This is a genomic window from Nocardioides sp., assembly GCF_035703625.1.
In the GTDB taxonomy this organism is placed as follows: Bacteria; Actinomycetota; Actinomycetes; order Propionibacteriales; family Nocardioidaceae; genus Nocardioides.
The window spans coordinates 1-14,753 of sequence record NZ_DASSXS010000156.1; the positions used below are offsets into that span (position 1 = coordinate 1).

Genomic DNA, 14,753 nt, shown 5'->3' on the forward strand with positions numbered 1-14,753 from the left:
GCCGGGCTGGAGCTCGAGCCCGGCACGTCACCACCGGTGCTGCGCCGCATCCCCGGGTGGCGCGGCCCGGCGGCGCGCACGCCGGACCACCTGGACCCGATCCGCGGGGTCCTCCGGTACCTGGGCCCGAGCACCCCCAAGCTGGTGGCCGGGTACGTGGACGCGCCGGTCGCCGAGGTGGCCGCGCGGTGGCCCGAGGATGTGGAGACGGTGGAGCTCGACGGCCGCCGGCTGGACCTCCTGGCCGACGACCTGCCCGCGCTGCTGGGGTCGGAAGCCAGCGGGGTGGTCAGGCTCCTCGGGCCGTTCGACCTGTTCCTCCAGGGTCGCGATCGGGACCTGGTCGTGCCCGACCCGGTGGCCCGCAAGGACCTCTGGCGGACCCTCGGCCGGCCCGGGGCCATCCTGGCCGGCGACGAGATCGTCGGCAGCTGGCGCCCCCGCGCCTCGGGACGCAGGCTCAGGCTCGCCGTCTCGATCTGGGACGGGGGCGACCAGCCGGCCGGGATCGACGAGGAGGCGGAGCGGCTCGCCGCGTTCCGCGGCGTCTCGTTCGCCGGGTACGTCGACCCGTGACCGGACTCGCCCGGGTCAGATCCGCTCGAGGATGAGGGCCATGCCCTGGCCGCCGCCGACGCACATCGTGATCAGCCCGGTGCTCTTGTCGTGCCAGTCCAGGGAGTTGAGCATCGTGTTCTGCAGCCGGGCTCCGGTCATGCCGAACGGGTGGCCGACCGCGATCGCGCCGCCGTTGACGTTGAGCCGGTCGAGGTCGATGCCGAGGTCCTGGTAGGACGGCACGACCTGCGCCGCGAACGCCTCGTTGATCTCGACCAGGTCGATGTCGCCGATGCTCATGCCGGCATTGGCGAGCGCCCGCTTGGTGGCCTCGACCGGCCCGAGGCCCATGATCTCCGGGGAGAGGGCACTCACGCCGGTGGCGACGATCCGCGCGCGGGGGGTGACACCGAGCTCGGCTGCCCTGGTGTCGGACATGATCACCACGGCCGCGGCGCCGTCGTTGAGGGCGCAGCAGTTGCCGGCCGTCACGACGCCGTCGGGGCGGAAGACCGGGTCGAGCTGCGAGACCGCCTCGTAGGTGACTCCGGCCCGCGGTCCGTCGTCCGTCGAGACCTCGGTGCCGTCAGGAGTGGTGACCGGGGTGATCTCCCGGGCCCAGAAGCCGTCGTTGATCGCCTTCTCGGCGAGGTTCTGGGACCGGACGCCGAACTCGTCGAGCTCCTCGCGCTTGAGCCCCCGCAGCCGGGCGACGTTCTCGGCGGTCTGGCCCATCGCGATGTAGATGTCGGGGACGTTGCCGTCCTCGCGCGGGTCGTGCCAGTCGACGCCGCCTTCCGCGGTCTTGGCCGTCCGGGCGGTGGCGTCGGCGAAGGCCGGGTTCTGCGTGTCGGGCCAGTGGTCGGAGGTGCCCTTGGCGTAGCGCGACACCGTCTCCACGCCGGCCGAGACGAAGACGTCACCCTCGCCCGCCTTGATCGCGTGGAACGCCATCCGCGTCGTCTGCACCGAGGACGCGCAGTAGCGGGTGAGCGTGGTGCCCGGGACCTCGTCCATGCCGTTGAGGGTGTTGACCACCCGTGCCATGTTGAAGCCGCTCTCGCCGCCCGGCAGGCCACAGCCGAGGTAGAGGTCGTCGACCGAGTTCGGGTCCAGGCCCTCCACCTTGTCCAGCGCGGCCTTGATGATCGTCGCCGTCAGGTCGTCGGGCCGGAGATCCTTGAGCGATCCCTTGTTGGCGCGTCCGATGGGGGAGCGGGCGGCGGAAACGATCACGGCCTCGGGCATGGGGGACTCCGATCTGCAAGGGGGAACTGCCGCGCCAACCCTAGACCCGTCGCCCGCACCGGCCGCCGAGCGTCCGTTCTGGCATTGTCGACCCCGTGCGCCACCGCTACGAGTGCCCGATGCGCTGGGCCGACATGGATCTGCAGGGTCACGTCAACAACGTCGTCTACGTCGACTACCTGCAGGAGGCGCGGGTCGACATGCTGCGGACCCACGGCCCGGCCGCGCAGACCGGCGAGCTGGCCGAGGGCGTGGTCGTCGTACGCCACGAGGTGCAGTACCGGGCGCCGCTGGCGTTCCGCTTCCGTCCGGTCGACATCGAGTGCTGGGTGACCGAGATCCGGGCGGCGACGTTCACCCTCGCCTATGAGGTCTTCCACGAGACCGACGAGGGGCGGCGTGTCTACCTGCGGGCGACCACGGTGCTGACGCCGTACGTGTTCAGGAGCGAGCGGCCGCGCCGGCTCACCGCCGACGAGAAGGCGGCGCTGGAGACGTTCCTCGAGCCGGCCGAGCCTGAGCGGCGTACGCCGTCCTCCAGCCCGCGCCACGACAAGCTCGGCCACTACCCGGTGCACGTGCGGTTCTCCGACGTCGACGTCTACGGCCACGTCAACAACGTGAAGTACTTCGAGTACTTCATGGAGGCCCGGATCCTGATGACCGCGCGGCTCTGGAAGGGGATGCCCGAGGGCACGCCCGAGCCGTCGATGGTGGTCGCGCAGACCGATGTCGACTACAAGCTGCCGATCCTGTTCCGGCCCGAGCCCTACGGCGCCTGGTCCTGGATCTCCCGGGTCGGCGACCGCTCGATGACGATCGAGTCCGAGATCTGCGACGGCGACACGGTCCTGTCCCGCGCCCGGGTGGCGATGGTCTTCGTCGACCCGGCCACCGCCCGGGCGACGCCGCCGCCGGAGGCCTACCGCGAGCTGCTGCTCGGGGTCGTCACCGGCTGACCGCCGAGCACCAGTTCCGCTCGCCCGCCCGCCGACCGGGCCCGCACGCTCTAGCATCGCGGAGTGCAGGCACGGACGAGTACGGAGAGCGACGAGGCCCGGGTGGCCCTGGTTCTCGACGCGGGTGGCGCTCGGTCGGCGTACCAGGTGGGGGCGCTGGAGGTGCTCCTGCCCGTCCTGGCCGAGCGAGGTGCCCGGCCCCGCCTGCTGGTCGGCACCAGTGCCGGAGCGCTCCTGACGGCCGCCCTCACCGCGACGGCCCATCTGGAGGCCGAGGAGCAGGTGGCACGCCTCAAGAGCATGCTGGGCCGGACCACCAAGCCGAACGTGATGCGGCCGCTGTGGCGGCAGGCTCCGGAGGTGGTCGTCCGCTACGCCTCGGAGACCTTCGGGCTCTCGGGCTTCCGCCTGCGCGGACTGTTCGGGAGCCAGCCGCTCGCACAGACCCTGGCGAAGGCCATCGACTGGGGGGCGCTGCACCACAACATCGACAGCGGCGAGATCGAGTCTGCGGCCGTCGTCGCGACCTCGGTCAGGACCGGGCGGGTCATCGTGTTCACCGAGTCCCGCTCTCCGGTGCCGGGCTCGACGCCGGAACCCCACGGGCGCTTCGAAGCCACCCGCCTCGACGTCCCGCACCTGATGGCGTCAGCGGCCATCCCGGTCCTCTTCCCCTCCGTGCACGTCGACGAGCCCGAGGATGCCGCGGGATGGTACGTCGACGGCGCCACCCGTCGCCGCACCCCGCTCGCACCGGCCCTCGAGCTCGGCGCCGACCGCGTGGTCGCGATCGGCACGGGAGGACTCCGTCCGCCCGATGCCGACTCGGACCTGGACCGGATCCCCGTCGACCTCGGCGACGCCGGCGCCACCCTGCTCGGCGCGGTCATGGACGACCCGCTGCGGCACGACCTGCGGCGGCTCGCGGAGCTCAACGTGATGACGGCCGATCCGGAGCTCGGTCCGGTCCTCGAGCGCCACCGCGAGGCGCGGGGGAAGTCGGCGTACCGCACCGTTCCCTACGTCGCCATCGCGCCCGAGGACGGCACGGAGCTCGCCCGCACCGCCATGGAGGTCTTCCGCGCCAACCACGGCTCCCTGCTGCGCACCATCGGCGATCCCGACCTGCAGGTCATGCACCGGTTGCTCGGCAGCGACAGCCCGCTCCAGGGCGAGCTTCTCTCCTACCTCATGTTCGACCCCGACTTCTTCGCCGCCGCGTCCGAGTTCGGCCAGCGCGACGCCCGGCGCTGGGTCGAGCAGCACCCCGACCTGTGGCGGACCGAGTCGCTGCCCGGCTACGGCTACTGACGGCAGTGCCGGTGGGCCGGGTCAGCGCTGCTCGACGGGCTCCTCGAAGGTGTTGACCATGAACTGGGCCGCGTGGGTGACGTAGTCCCAGAACTGCGCGTCCTGCTCCGGGGTCAGGTCGACCGCGTCGAGGCCCTCCCGGAAGTGCAGGAGCCAGCGGTCCTTCGCCGCCGGTGTCACCGCGAACGGCGCATGCCTCATCCGCAGCCTCGGGTGGCCGCGCTCGTCGGAGTACGTCGTCGGCCCGCCCCAGTACTGCACGAGAAAGTTCCGGAACCTCTCCTCGGCCGGCCCGAGGTCCTCCTCGGGGTAGAGCGGTCGGAGCACCTCGTCCTCGGCGACCCCCTCGTAGAACCTGGCCACGATGGTCCGGAAGGTCTCGAACCCGCCGACTTCCTCGTAGAACGTCATCGGGGCCCCCGCGACGTGGCCGGCGGGTTGGTGGGGAATGAGTTCACGTGCCCATTGTGCCGATGGGTGTGGGCGGCTCCACATCGGCGTGCAAGGATCGCAGGCGTCCACCGATCTCGAGGAGTGATGTCCTGATGAGCACCACCCGCACCGCGAAGACCCACTGGGAGGGCACCCTGTTCGAGGGAGCCGGCCAGGTGACCCTCGAGTCCAGCGGGCTCGGCACCTACGACGTCTCCTGGCCCGCCCGCGCCGAGGCGCCGAACGGCAAGACCAGCCCCGAGGAGCTGATCGCGGCGGCGCACTCGTCCTGCTTCTCCATGGCGCTCTCCAAGGGGCTGGCCGACGCCGGCAGCCCCGCCCAGGCGCTGGACACCACCGCCGAGGTGGAGCTGACGCCCGGCACCGGGATCACCGGCATCGCGCTGACGGTCCGGGGCCAGGTCGACGGGATGTCCGAGGACGACTTCGTCAAGATCGCCGAGGCGGCCAAGTCCGGCTGCCCCGTGAGCCAGGCACTGTCCGGTACGACGATCACGCTCGACGCGTCCCTCGCCTGACCGGAGCCGGCCGGGTGGCTCAGACGGGCTGCCCGGCCTGCTCGTCCTGCGGCTGTGCGCCCGGCTGCGACTCGTCGCCGCGGTGCCAGACCACCCGCTGCGGGAAGGGGATCTCGATCCCCTCGTAGTCGAAGCGGGCCTTGATCCGCTCGCGCATCTCGCGGGCGACACTCCACTGCTCCAGGGGAGCGGTCTTGAGCGCGACCCTGATGATGACGCCGTCGAACCCGAGCTCCTGCACGCCCCAGACCGAGGGCTCCTCGATGATGCGGCCCTTGAAGTCCTCGTCGTCCCAGAGGTCGTGGGCGACCTCCTGGAGCACGCGACGCACCTTCACGAGGTCCTCGTGGTAGGCCACGCTGATGTCCAGCACGGTGCGCGCCCAGTTCTGGCTCATGTTGCCGACCCGGGTGATCTCGCCGTTGCGCACGTACCAGACCGTGCCGTTGATGTCGCGCAGCCTGGTGACGCGGAGGCTGACCGCCTCCACGGTGCCGATGGCCTCACCGAGGTCGATCTCGTCCCCGACGCCGTACTGGTCCTCGAAGATCATGAACGTGCCGGCCAGGAAGTCGCTGACGAGGCTCTGGGCGCCGAAGCCGAGCGCCAGCCCCAGGATCCCCGCGCTGGCGACGATGGGCGCCACGTCGACGGAGAGCTCGGCGAGGATCATCGTCGTGAAGACCGCGACGACGATGCCGGTCACCACGCTCTTGAGCAGGCTGCCCATCGCCTTGGCCCGCTGCACCCGGCGGGTGGCCACCACGACGTCGCGCTGGTCGGCGCCGCCCGGCTTGCTGGCCTTGTTCTTGCCCTGGCCACGGGAGATGCGTCCGACGCGGTCGGGCAGGACGCCGACCTCGGCCTTGCGCACGATCCGGTCGATCATCCGGTGCAGGACGAAGCGAACGACGACGCCCAGGATCACCAGGCCGGCGATCGTCAGCGGCGTTCCGATCACCACGTCCGCCGCCTCGGCGACCTGCTCGTTGTCCCAGAGGTCCATCGCCGTCCGGCAGAAGAACTCGTCGGAGGTGCAGGGATCTGACGTCAGCAGGGGCAACATGTGGCCCAAGGTTGCCACGATGCGGCGGCACATCCGAACTCACACGCCCCGATGTGACGGACGCGACGAGGAACGCCCGGAACCGACCGCCGAGGGCAGCCGATATCCTGCTCCACGTGACCTCCAGAACCCTTTCGCGTGTCCGCCGTTCGGCCGTCCTGACCACCGCTGTGGGGCTGTTCCTCCTGGTCGCCGGTCCGGCCTCCGCCGAGGTCCCCGAGGGGTGGAGCGACCCGGCTCCGGTCCCGCAGCTGCAGGCCCTGCTGATCTTCGTCGGCATCCCGCTGCTGATGATCCTGATGATCGCCGCGGCGGTGTACCTGCCGGCCATGGCCCGCGGCGAGCGGGTGGCGCCGGGTGCCTCACCCGGCCCGGACCAGTGGTTCGGCGGCCCGCGTGGAGGGGCCCGGGAGCTCGAGTCGGCCGAGCGCGGCGAGCAGGCACGTGACTCCCAGACCGGAGGTGCCGGTGGCCGCTGGTGAGTTCAGCTCCGGGGAGCGCCACGAGATCGACCGCGCCATCCGCGCGGCGGAGCAGGCGTCGCGCTTCGAGTTCTCCGTCTACGTGGGACGGGCCGAGGGTGAGTCGCAGGCCTTCGCGAGGCGGCTGCACGCGAGCCTGGTCGCGCCGCCCCGCAGCATCCTGATCCTGGTCGACCCGGTCGCCCGGTCCCTCGAGGTCGTCACCGGCGCCGACGTACGCCGCAACCTGAGCGACCGTGAGGTCGAGCTGGCCGTCCTGGAGATGCAGTCAGCGTTCGCCGAGGCCGACCTGGTCGGCGGCCTCAAGCGCGGGATCTCGATGCTCGCCGAGCACGCCCGCGCCCCCGAGACCCTGCACGATTCCGGTGGTTGAGGTGCGACCGCGCCCTGGCGCCTGAGACTCGAAACCCCGCACGCCGAACGCCTGCGTCAACCACCGCTCAGCGCGGTTGCGCGTCCCTGGCCTGGGCGGCGAGGTAGCGGGCGACGTCGGCCCGGCCCTCCCGCACGTAACGCTTGGCGGCCGGGTTGGCACCGGAGGTCTGCAGCCAGGCGTCCACCTTGTCCAGCAGCTCCTGGCTGGCCAGCGGGCGGGGGAAGATGTACTCCAGCGCGGTCGAGGCCCGCTGGGTGCCCTTCTCCTCCCACATCGTGTCGGCCGCCTCGAGGTACTTGTCGACGTACGGCGCCAGGACGTCGTCCTGCCCGTAGCACTGGAACGCCAGGACGATGCTGCGCTGGGTCTCGTTGGGGATGTCGTCGCGAACCATCGCCGCCTCCCAGGCCTCGGCCTTGGCCTCGGGGGTGGGGCGTGAGGCGCGGGCGGCCGCGGCGTGCTCCTGACCCGAGATCGTGTTGTCGCGGCGCAGCTCCTCCTCGATCCGTGCCTCGGAGGCCCTCCCCGCTCGCGCGAGCGCGGTCAGCAGCGTCCAGCGCAGGTCGGTGTCGATGGCCAGGCCGTCGAGCGTCACCGACCCGTCGAGCAGTCCGTCGAGGGTGTCCAGCGCCTCGTCGCTGTGGGCCGCCGACGCGTAGGCCCGGGCGAACAGCAGCTGCCGGTCGCTGCCGGCCTCCGCCCCGTGGAGCAGCTCCCGGAGGCCCTGCTCCCAGGTTGCCCTGAGGGCATCGCGGTTGGCCGGCGCGGACAGCGAGTTGACCGCCTGCGCGGCGTAGACGGGGATCCGGCTCATGCCGAAGGCGTCGGTCTCCCGTCCGATGGCGCTGAGCACCAGGGCGACGTAGTCGGTGGCGCTCATCTCGGCGTCCCGCGTCATGTCCCAGGCGGCACCCCAGCACAGCGCCCGGGCCAGCGAGTCATCGAGGGTGCCGAGCCCGTTGACCAGCGTGGCCAGCGAGCGCTCGTCGAGGCGGATCTTGGCGTAGGCGAGGTCGCCCTCGTTGAGGAGCAGCAGGTCGGGCTGCTTCTCGCCGACCAGCTGCGGCACCTCGGTCAGCTCGTGCTCGACGTCGATCTCGAAGGCCGTCCGGCGCACGAGGTGGCCGTCGTGGGCGTCGTACAGGCCGATGCCGAGGCGGTGACGGCGCAGCGTCGGGTGCTCGGGGTCGGCGGTCTGGCGCACCGCGAAGCGGGCGTAGCCGCCGTCGGAGTCCAGCTCGAAGTCGGGTGCGAGGGTGTTGACGCCCGAGGTCTGCAGCCACTCCTTGGCCCACGAGTCGAGCTCGCGTCCGGAGGCCTTCTCGAGCGCGGCCAGCAGGTCGCTGAACTCGGAGTTGGCGTACCCGAAGTCCTTGAAGTAGCCCCGGATGCCGGTCAGGAAGTTGTCGAGCCCGACCCAGGCCACCAGCTGCTTGAGCACGGCCGCGCCCTTGGCGTAGGTGATGCCGTCGAAGTTCACCTCCACCGCCCGGAGGTCGACGTTGTCGGCGGCGATCGGATGGGTGCTGGGCAGCTGGTCCTGGCGGTAGGCCCAGTTCTTGCGGGCGTTGGTGAAGCCGGTCCACGACTCACGGAACTCGGTCGCCTCGACGGCTGCGTGGTAGCAGGCCCACTCGGCGAACGACTCGTTGAGCCACAGGTCGTCCCACCACTTCATGGTGACCAGGTCGCCGAACCACATGTGGGCCATCTCGTGCAGGATCACCTCGGCGCGGAACTCGTAGAACGAGCGGTCCTGGCGGCTGCGGGGGAGGTACTCGTCGCGCAGGGTCACGCACCCGGCGTTCTCCATCGCCCCCATGTTGTACTCCGGCACGTAGAGCTGGTCGTACTTGCCGAACGGGTAGGGGTAGTCGAAGAGCTCCTCGAAGAACTCGAAGCCCTGGCGCGTGAGCTTGACCAGCTCCTCGACGTCGAGGTGCTCGACCAGCGACTGCCGGCAGTAGTGGCCCAGCGGGATGGTGCCGTGCTTGCCCTCGTAGGTGTCGAGCACCTCGTGGTACTCGCCGGCGACGATCGCGGTGATGTAGGTCGACATCGGCTTGGTCGCGGGGAAGCGCCAGATCGCGTGGCCGCCGCCGATCGCCTCGGGGGTCGGGGTGGCCGCGTTGGAGACCACCTTCCAGTGGTCCGGTGCCGTCACGTGGAACGTGAACGGCGCCTTGAGGTCGGGCTGCTCGAACGTCGCGAAGACGCGACGGGCATCGGGGACCTCGAACTGCGAGTACAGGTAGACCCGGTCGTCGGCGGGGTCCACGAACCGGTGGAGGCCCTCTCCGGTGCGCGAGTAGCTGCAGTCGGCGCGGACGACGAGCTCGTTGTCGGCGGCCAGCGCGGGCAGGCTGATCCGGTTGTCGGCGTAGACGGCCCCCGGGTCGAGCGCCGTGCCGTTGAGGGTGAGCTCGTGGACGGTCGCACCGACGAGGTCGACGAACGTCTCCGCCCCGGGCTGGCGGCAGCCGAACCTGATGGTGGTGGTCGACCCGAAGGTGGTGTCGCTGGTCGTGAGGTCCAGCTCCACGGCGTACGACGTGACGTCGAGGAGGGCGGCGCGGGCGGCGGCCTCGTCCCTCGTGAGGTTGGTCCCAGGCATGCGTGCAGTCTGTCACCCCCTCTGGTGGCCTCCCAATCGAGATTCGTCGCCGGGGCGAAGGTTGGAAACTCTTGCAAAACGCCGACAAAGATTCTTGACATCGAGTTGACTTGCTCCTCGTGTACTCGACTCGGCGACTCACGTGCAGCCTGCTCCTGGCAGTGCTGGCTGCTCTGCTTCCCCTCGTGCCGCCGGCCGCCCACGCGAGCTCGACCTACCTGTGCACCGGCTACTCCGGATGCCAGGGCAACGGGTACGCCCACTTCGGCTACCGCAAGGCCAGCAGCCGCATGTGGTGGCAGATGTACCCCGGGCACAACTGCACCAACTACGTCGCCTACCGGCTCGTCCGAGGGGGGATGTCGTCCGTGCGCCCCTGGAGCGGCACCGGGATGGCCTACAACTGGGGCCGCGCCAAGCGGGGGATCACCGACCAGACGCCCCGGGTGGGTGCGGTCGCCTGGTGGGATCGCTATGTCCCCGGGGCAGGCTCCAGCGGTCACGTGGCGTACGTCGAGAAGGTGCTCTCCCCGCGACGGATCGTGATCTCCGAGGACAGCTGGAGCGGTGACTTCCACTGGCGCCGGATCAGCAAGTCCGGCAGCGGCTGGCCGACCGGGTTCATCCACTTCAACGACCGTGAGATCACCGTCCGGGAACGCCCGCGCATCAGCGGCCAGCCCGCCGTGGGGACGAGCCTGGTGGCGACCGCCGGCACGTGGTCGGTGAGCTCGCGGCACACGTTCCAGTGGCTCGCCGACGGCAAGCCCATCCGCGGGGCGACGTCGTCGCGCTTCACGCCCGGCCCCACGCTCCGGGGCGCCCGGCTGTCGGTGCGCGTCACGGCGAGCCGGCGCGCGTACATCGACGGCTCGAGCACCTCGACACCGACGGCCCGGGTGGTCCGCGGGACCATGCAGGTCCTGTCCTCCCCGGAGGTCACCGGGGCCGTCCGGGTGGGTGAGGTGCTGTCGGTGCGTGGCGCGGCCTGGTCCCCGCGTCCGGAATCCACCTCCATCCAGTGGTACGCCGGCGGGGACCCGATCGCCGGTGAGCGGGGCTCCCAGCTGCGGCTGGCGCCGGAGCACCTCGGGAAGCGCATCTGGGCGCGGATGGCGGCGCGCCGCGAGGGCTACCGGAGGTCCGCGCTCGTCACGTCCCGAACGTCCGGGGTCGGGCTCGGGCGCTTCGAGATCGCCAGTCCCTTCTCGCTGACGGGCGGGCGGAGGCTGGGCGGCCGGCTGGAGATCTCGCCGGGCCGCGTCTCACCGGCCGACGCCACCACCACCTACACCTGGCTGCGCGACGGCCGCGCCATCCCCGGCGCCACCGGGACGTCGTACGTGCCCGGTCTCGACGACGTGGGGGACCGGATCTCGGTCCAGGTCCACCTGCGTGCGCGGGGGTACGAGGACAGGACCGTCCAGGTGCGAGCCGACGGTCCGATCACGACCAGGCCCACGCTGTCGGTGTGGACGGAGGGGCGTCCCGGTCGCGCGATCGTCCGCCTCAAGGTCACCGCTCCCGGGGTGAGCCGACCCGGTGGACGGATCACGGTACGCAGCGGCGGCCACGACGTCTCCGGGCGGCTCGACGACGGACGGCTGCGGCTCGTGGTCCGCGACCTGCGGTCCGGGCTGCGGACGGTCCGGGTCCGCTACCACGGGACGAACGTCGTCACGTCGGAGAGCGTGGAGACCACGGTGCGCGTGCCGCGGCGCTGAAGCACCCCCCGGGGGTCGAAGCCTGCTTTCTGGATTGACATACTGCGCATCGTGACCCGCCCGACCCCAGTCCGTGACCTCGTCCCGCTCGGGACGGCGGTGCGGACCTGGTTCCTGATCTCGCTGCAGACCTTCGGCGGGCCGGCCGGCCAGATCGCGGTCATGCAGCGCACCCTGGTCGACGAGCGGCGGTGGATCGGGGAGAAGCGGTTCATGCACGCGCTGAACTACTGCATGCTGCTCCCCGGGCCGGAGGCTCAGCAGCTCGCGATCTACACGGGCTGGCTGCTCAACGGCACGATGGGCGGCCTGATCGCGGGCATCCTGTTCGTCCTCCCCGGCCTGCTGGCGATGCTGGCGCTGTCGATCCTGTACGTCGCCCAGGGCGACACCACCTTCGTGACCGGGCTGTTCCTCGGGCTGTCGCCGGCCGTGCTCGCGATCGTCGTGCAGGCCGTGCACCGGATCGGCACCCGCGCGCTGCGCAACCGGGTGCTGGTCCTGCTCGCCGTGGGCGCGTTCCTGGCCCTCGCCCTGTTCGCGGTGCCCTTCCCGCTCGTCGTGCTCGGCGCCGGGGTGATCGGCTGGGCGGTCCACCGGTGGCGTCCGGCCCTGCTGACGGTGCCCGACCGGCCGGTGCCGGAGGACGAGACGGCCCCGCTGGTCTCCGACGACGTGCTGCACCACGCCCGCCCGTCCCGGCGCCGCAACCTGCTGGTCCTCGGGATCGGGGCGGTGCTCTGGGTCGCCCCGGTGGTGCTGGTCGCGAGCCTGACGGGGAGCCAGTCGGTCTTCGTCGACCAGGGCGTCTTCTTCGGCGGCATGGCGCTGGTGACCTTCGGCGGCGCCTACGCCGTTCTCTCCTACGTCGCGCAGGCCGCTGTCCAGACCTACGGCTGGCTGACGGCCGGGGAGATGGTGCGGGGGTTGGCCCTGGCCGAGACCACGCCGGGGCCCCTGATCATGGTGGTGCAGTTCGTCGCGTTCCTCGGTGCCTACCGGGACCCCGGGGGACTCGACCCGTGGGTCGCGGGTGTCCTGGGATCGCTGCTCGTGGTGTGGGTGACGTTCGTGCCGTGCTTCGTGTTCATCTTCCTCGGGGCGCCGTACGTCGAGCGGCTGCGCGGCAGCGAGTCCCTGGCCGCCGCGCTGACCGGGGTCACGGCGGCGGTCGTGGGCGTGATCGCGAACCTCGCCCTGTTCTTCGCCGTGCACACCCTCTTCACGGAGACCCGGACCCTTCACCTGGGTCCCGTCGAGATCCTCGCGCCGGTGTGGTCGTCGTACGTCTGGGAGGCGTTCCTGATCGGGGCGGTCGCCATGGTGCTCGTCTTCCGGCTCCGCTGGTCGGTGCTGCGCGTGCTGGGTGCGTGTGCCGTGCTGGGACTGGTGCTCACCGCACTGGCCTGAGCATCCGGGAATGTTGCGGTCTAGACCGTGGTTGAACCGGGCATGACCCACGCCGAGTTCTGGTTCGACCCTGCCTGCCCCTTCGCCTGGATCACCTCCCGCTGGATGCTGGAGGTGGAGAAGGTGCGCGACGTGTCCGTCACCTGGCACATCATGAGCCTGGCGTACCTCAACGAGGACAAGGACGTCCCGGACGAGTACCGCGAGCGCCTCGCGACGGCCTGGCAGGCGGTCCGCGTGTGCATGGCCGCCGAGCAGCAGCACGGCAAGGAGGTCCTCCTGCCGCTCTACACCGCCCTCGGCACCCGGATCCACAACGACGGCCGGGAGAAGGACCGCGAGATGATCGTCGAGGCGCTCGCGGAGGCGGGCCTCCCCGCCTCGCTGGCGAACGCGATGGACGACTCGTCGTACGACGACTCGATCAGGAAGTCGCACCACCTGGGCATGGACCAGGTGGGGGACGACGTCGGCACACCGACCATCTCGGTCAACGGAACCGCCTTCTTCGGTCCGGTCCTGACGTCGATTCCCCGCGGCGAGGACGCGGGGCGGATCTGGGACGCGGCGGCGGAGCTGGCCTCGTTCCCCAACTTCTTCGAGCTCAAGCGCACCCGCTCCCGCGACCTCGACTTCTCCTGAGCAACTGGCGCATCAGGGGTCACTCGCGCATCATGGGCGGGGTCATGTCGTGTCCTCTCCGCCCCAGCCCCCTGCTGGCCGCCGCCGCGGCGGTGGTCCTCACCACCGCACTCGGTGCCGCGACGCCGACGGCCCAGGCCGTCCGCGCGGCCGCGCCCGACTCCGCGCCTGACCTCAGGCTCGCCGGGAGGCCCGGCGGTCCCGTGCAGTCGGCCACGGTCGGCCTCGACACCCGTTTGCACCCCGCGCCGTCCGGGGCGCGTACCGCCCGGCTCAGCACCGAGCCGTTCTCGATGCTCGCCCTGACCTGGCGCGGCGCCGACCCCGGAGTCGCGGTGCGGACCCGCACGGGCGGGAGGTGGAGCCCCTGGCGGCCGGTCGACCCCCTGGCCGACGGACGCGCCAGTGACGGGAGGACCGCATCGGACCTGCTGTGGGTCGACGACTCCGAGGGAGTCCAGGTCCGGACGGCGCGCCCGGCGCCCGACGCCCTGGACCTGGTCCTCATCGACCCGGGCGTGCGTCCCGGCGACCAGGTGACCTCGCGGACGACCTCCACGACGCCGCGCACGATGCTGACCGACTCCGCCCCCAAGCCCCAGCTCCACACTCGCCGGGAGTGGGGCGCAGACCCGAGCTGGCGCAACGGCGAGCCGGTCTACCTGCGCAATCTCAAGCAGGTCCACGTCCATCACACCGCCACCGGGAACGGGTACTCGCGCGCCGACGTCCCGGGCATCCTGCGGGGGATGTACCGGTACCACACGCAGACGCTCGGGTGGTTCGACCTCGGTTACAACTTCCTGGTCGACCGATTCGGGCGGGCCTGGGTGGGCAGGTCCGGCGGGGCCGACCGCCTGGTGCAGGGTGCGCACACCCTCGGCTTCAACCATGCATCGGTCGGGATCGCCGTGATCGGGAACCTGGACAGCCGCCAGTCCTCACCCGAGGCCGTGACCACGCTGGTCAAGCTCGCCTCCTGGAAGCTCGACAGGCACGGCCGCTACGCCGACGGCAAGGTCACGGTCACCTCGAGCGGCAGCGACAAGTACCCCGAGGGGACCAGGGTGCGGCTGCCGGCCATCGACGGCCACCGGGACACCAACGACACCGCCTGCCCGGGCCTGATCTACGACAAGCTGCCGGGCATCCGGCAACGGGCCCAGCGTCGTATCGACCGCTGGTGAGCACTGCCGAGCGCGGCTGCGGCAACCCTCTCTAGGATTCCGCCATGAGTCGAGTCCTGTCCGCCGTCGCCTGGCCGTACGCCAACGGCCCGCGCCACATCGGCCACGTGGCCGGTTTCGGCGTGCCCTCCGACGTGTTCAGCAGGTACATGCGGATGGCCGGCCACGACGTGCTCATGGTGTCGGGGACCGACGAGCACGGCAC

Annotated in this window: 15 protein-coding genes; 11 read left to right on the forward strand and 4 right to left on the reverse strand. The window is 71.3% G+C overall.

All coding sequences use genetic code 11. The annotated features are described in order from the left end of the window. Window positions 1–576, forward strand: a 576-nt coding sequence (locus VFN12_RS07660; RefSeq protein ID WP_325118041.1) for a DNA glycosylase AlkZ-like family protein, incomplete at its 5' end; no start/stop codon positions are given. Between the two features lie 15 nt (window positions 577–591). Here the strand turns inward: VFN12_RS07660 and VFN12_RS07665 are convergent. Then, the gene (locus VFN12_RS07665) at window positions 592–1,806 is read right to left on the reverse strand and encodes an acetyl-CoA C-acetyltransferase (RefSeq protein WP_325118042.1); all 1,215 of its coding nucleotides are present in this window, start codon (window positions 1,804–1,806) and stop codon (window positions 592–594) included. A 95-nt stretch (window positions 1,807–1,901) separates the two neighbouring features. Here VFN12_RS07665 and VFN12_RS07670 point away from each other — a divergent pair, with 95 nt between their 5' ends. Further along, window positions 1,902–2,765, forward strand: coding sequence for an acyl-CoA thioesterase (locus VFN12_RS07670; RefSeq protein WP_325118043.1), 864 nt, complete (start codon window positions 1,902–1,904; stop codon window positions 2,763–2,765). Between the two features lie 63 nt (window positions 2,766–2,828). Then, window positions 2,829–4,076, forward strand: a complete 1,248-nt coding sequence (locus VFN12_RS07675; protein ID WP_325118045.1) for a patatin-like phospholipase family protein — start codon at window positions 2,829–2,831, stop codon at window positions 4,074–4,076. 21 nt (window positions 4,077–4,097) lie between these two features. On the opposite strand, the gene VFN12_RS07680 is transcribed toward VFN12_RS07675, so the two are convergent. Next, entirely contained in the window at window positions 4,098–4,487 is a 390-nt protein-coding gene (locus VFN12_RS07680) for a globin (protein WP_325118046.1), read from the reverse strand. A 134-nt stretch (window positions 4,488–4,621) separates the two neighbouring features. Here VFN12_RS07680 and VFN12_RS07685 point away from each other — a divergent pair, with 134 nt between their 5' ends. Next, the gene (locus tag VFN12_RS07685) at window positions 4,622–5,047 is read left to right on the forward strand and encodes an OsmC family peroxiredoxin (RefSeq protein WP_325118047.1); all 426 of its coding nucleotides are present in this window, start codon (window positions 4,622–4,624) and stop codon (window positions 5,045–5,047) included. 19 nt (window positions 5,048–5,066) lie between these two features. On the opposite strand, the gene VFN12_RS07690 is transcribed toward VFN12_RS07685, so the two are convergent. Continuing rightward, window positions 5,067–6,113 (reverse strand): mechanosensitive ion channel family protein, encoded by a 1,047-nt coding sequence (locus VFN12_RS07690; protein ID WP_325118049.1) that lies wholly within the window; start codon window positions 6,111–6,113, stop codon window positions 5,067–5,069. Between the two features lie 116 nt (window positions 6,114–6,229). On the opposite strand from VFN12_RS07690, the gene VFN12_RS07695 reads away from it, so the two are divergent. Next, window positions 6,230–6,595, forward strand: coding sequence for a hypothetical protein (locus VFN12_RS07695; protein ID WP_325118050.1), 366 nt, complete (start codon window positions 6,230–6,232; stop codon window positions 6,593–6,595). Then, window positions 6,558–6,968, forward strand: coding sequence for a DUF5130 family protein (locus tag VFN12_RS07700; protein WP_325118051.1), 411 nt, complete (start codon window positions 6,558–6,560; stop codon window positions 6,966–6,968). Before VFN12_RS07695 ends, VFN12_RS07700 begins: the two co-directional genes overlap by 38 nt. Window positions 6,969–7,035: 67 nt before the next feature. Here VFN12_RS07700 and pepN read toward each other — a convergent pair whose 3' ends face one another. Continuing rightward, the gene (gene pepN, locus VFN12_RS07705) at window positions 7,036–9,585 is read right to left on the reverse strand and encodes an aminopeptidase N (RefSeq protein WP_325118052.1); all 2,550 of its coding nucleotides are present in this window, start codon (window positions 9,583–9,585) and stop codon (window positions 7,036–7,038) included. Window positions 9,586–9,746: 161 nt separating this feature from the next. Here pepN and VFN12_RS07710 point away from each other — a divergent pair, with 161 nt between their 5' ends. The 5 genes from VFN12_RS07710 to VFN12_RS07730 form a co-directional block, all read left to right on the forward strand. Then, on the forward strand, window positions 9,747–11,309 hold the full coding sequence (locus tag VFN12_RS07710; RefSeq protein WP_325118053.1) for a CHAP domain-containing protein: 1,563 nt from the start codon (window positions 9,747–9,749) through the stop codon (window positions 11,307–11,309). Window positions 11,310–11,360: 51 nt separating this feature from the next. Next, complete coding sequence (gene chrA / locus VFN12_RS07715) at window positions 11,361–12,719, forward strand: chromate efflux transporter (RefSeq protein WP_325118054.1); 1,359 nt, start codon at window positions 11,361–11,363, stop codon at window positions 12,717–12,719. A 42-nt stretch (window positions 12,720–12,761) separates the two neighbouring features. After that, on the forward strand, window positions 12,762–13,361 hold the full coding sequence (locus VFN12_RS07720) for a DsbA family protein (protein ID WP_325118055.1): 600 nt from the start codon (window positions 12,762–12,764) through the stop codon (window positions 13,359–13,361). 44 nt (window positions 13,362–13,405) lie between these two features. Continuing rightward, window positions 13,406–14,548 carry an N-acetylmuramoyl-L-alanine amidase gene (locus tag VFN12_RS07725; RefSeq protein WP_325118056.1) on the forward strand — a complete coding sequence of 381 codons (1,143 nt, stop codon included), beginning with the start codon at window positions 13,406–13,408 and terminating at the stop codon, window positions 14,546–14,548. A 44-nt stretch (window positions 14,549–14,592) separates the two neighbouring features. Beyond that, the coding region (locus tag VFN12_RS07730; RefSeq protein WP_325118057.1) for a class I tRNA ligase family protein at window positions 14,593–14,753 on the forward strand (161 nt) is incomplete at its 3' end.

Bases quoted from the DNA above. Each gene is read 5' to 3' on its own strand.
- VFN12_RS07725 (WP_325118056.1), top strand. From the start codon at position 13,406: ATGTCGTGTCCTCTCCGCCCCAGCCCCCTGCTGGCCGCCGCCGCGGCG.
- VFN12_RS07690 (WP_325118049.1), bottom strand. From the start codon at position 6,113: ATGTTGCCCCTGCTGACGTCAGATCCCTGCACCTCCGACGAGTTCTTC.
- VFN12_RS07680 (WP_325118046.1), bottom strand. From the start codon at position 4,487: ATGACGTTCTACGAGGAAGTCGGCGGGTTCGAGACCTTCCGGACCATC.
- VFN12_RS07665 (WP_325118042.1), bottom strand. From the start codon at position 1,806: ATGCCCGAGGCCGTGATCGTTTCCGCCGCCCGCTCCCCCATCGGACGC.
- pepN (WP_325118052.1), bottom strand. From the start codon at position 9,585: ATGCCTGGGACCAACCTCACGAGGGACGAGGCCGCCGCCCGCGCCGCC.
- VFN12_RS07720 (WP_325118055.1), top strand. From the start codon at position 12,762: ATGACCCACGCCGAGTTCTGGTTCGACCCTGCCTGCCCCTTCGCCTGG.
- VFN12_RS07685 (WP_325118047.1), top strand. From the start codon at position 4,622: ATGAGCACCACCCGCACCGCGAAGACCCACTGGGAGGGCACCCTGTTC.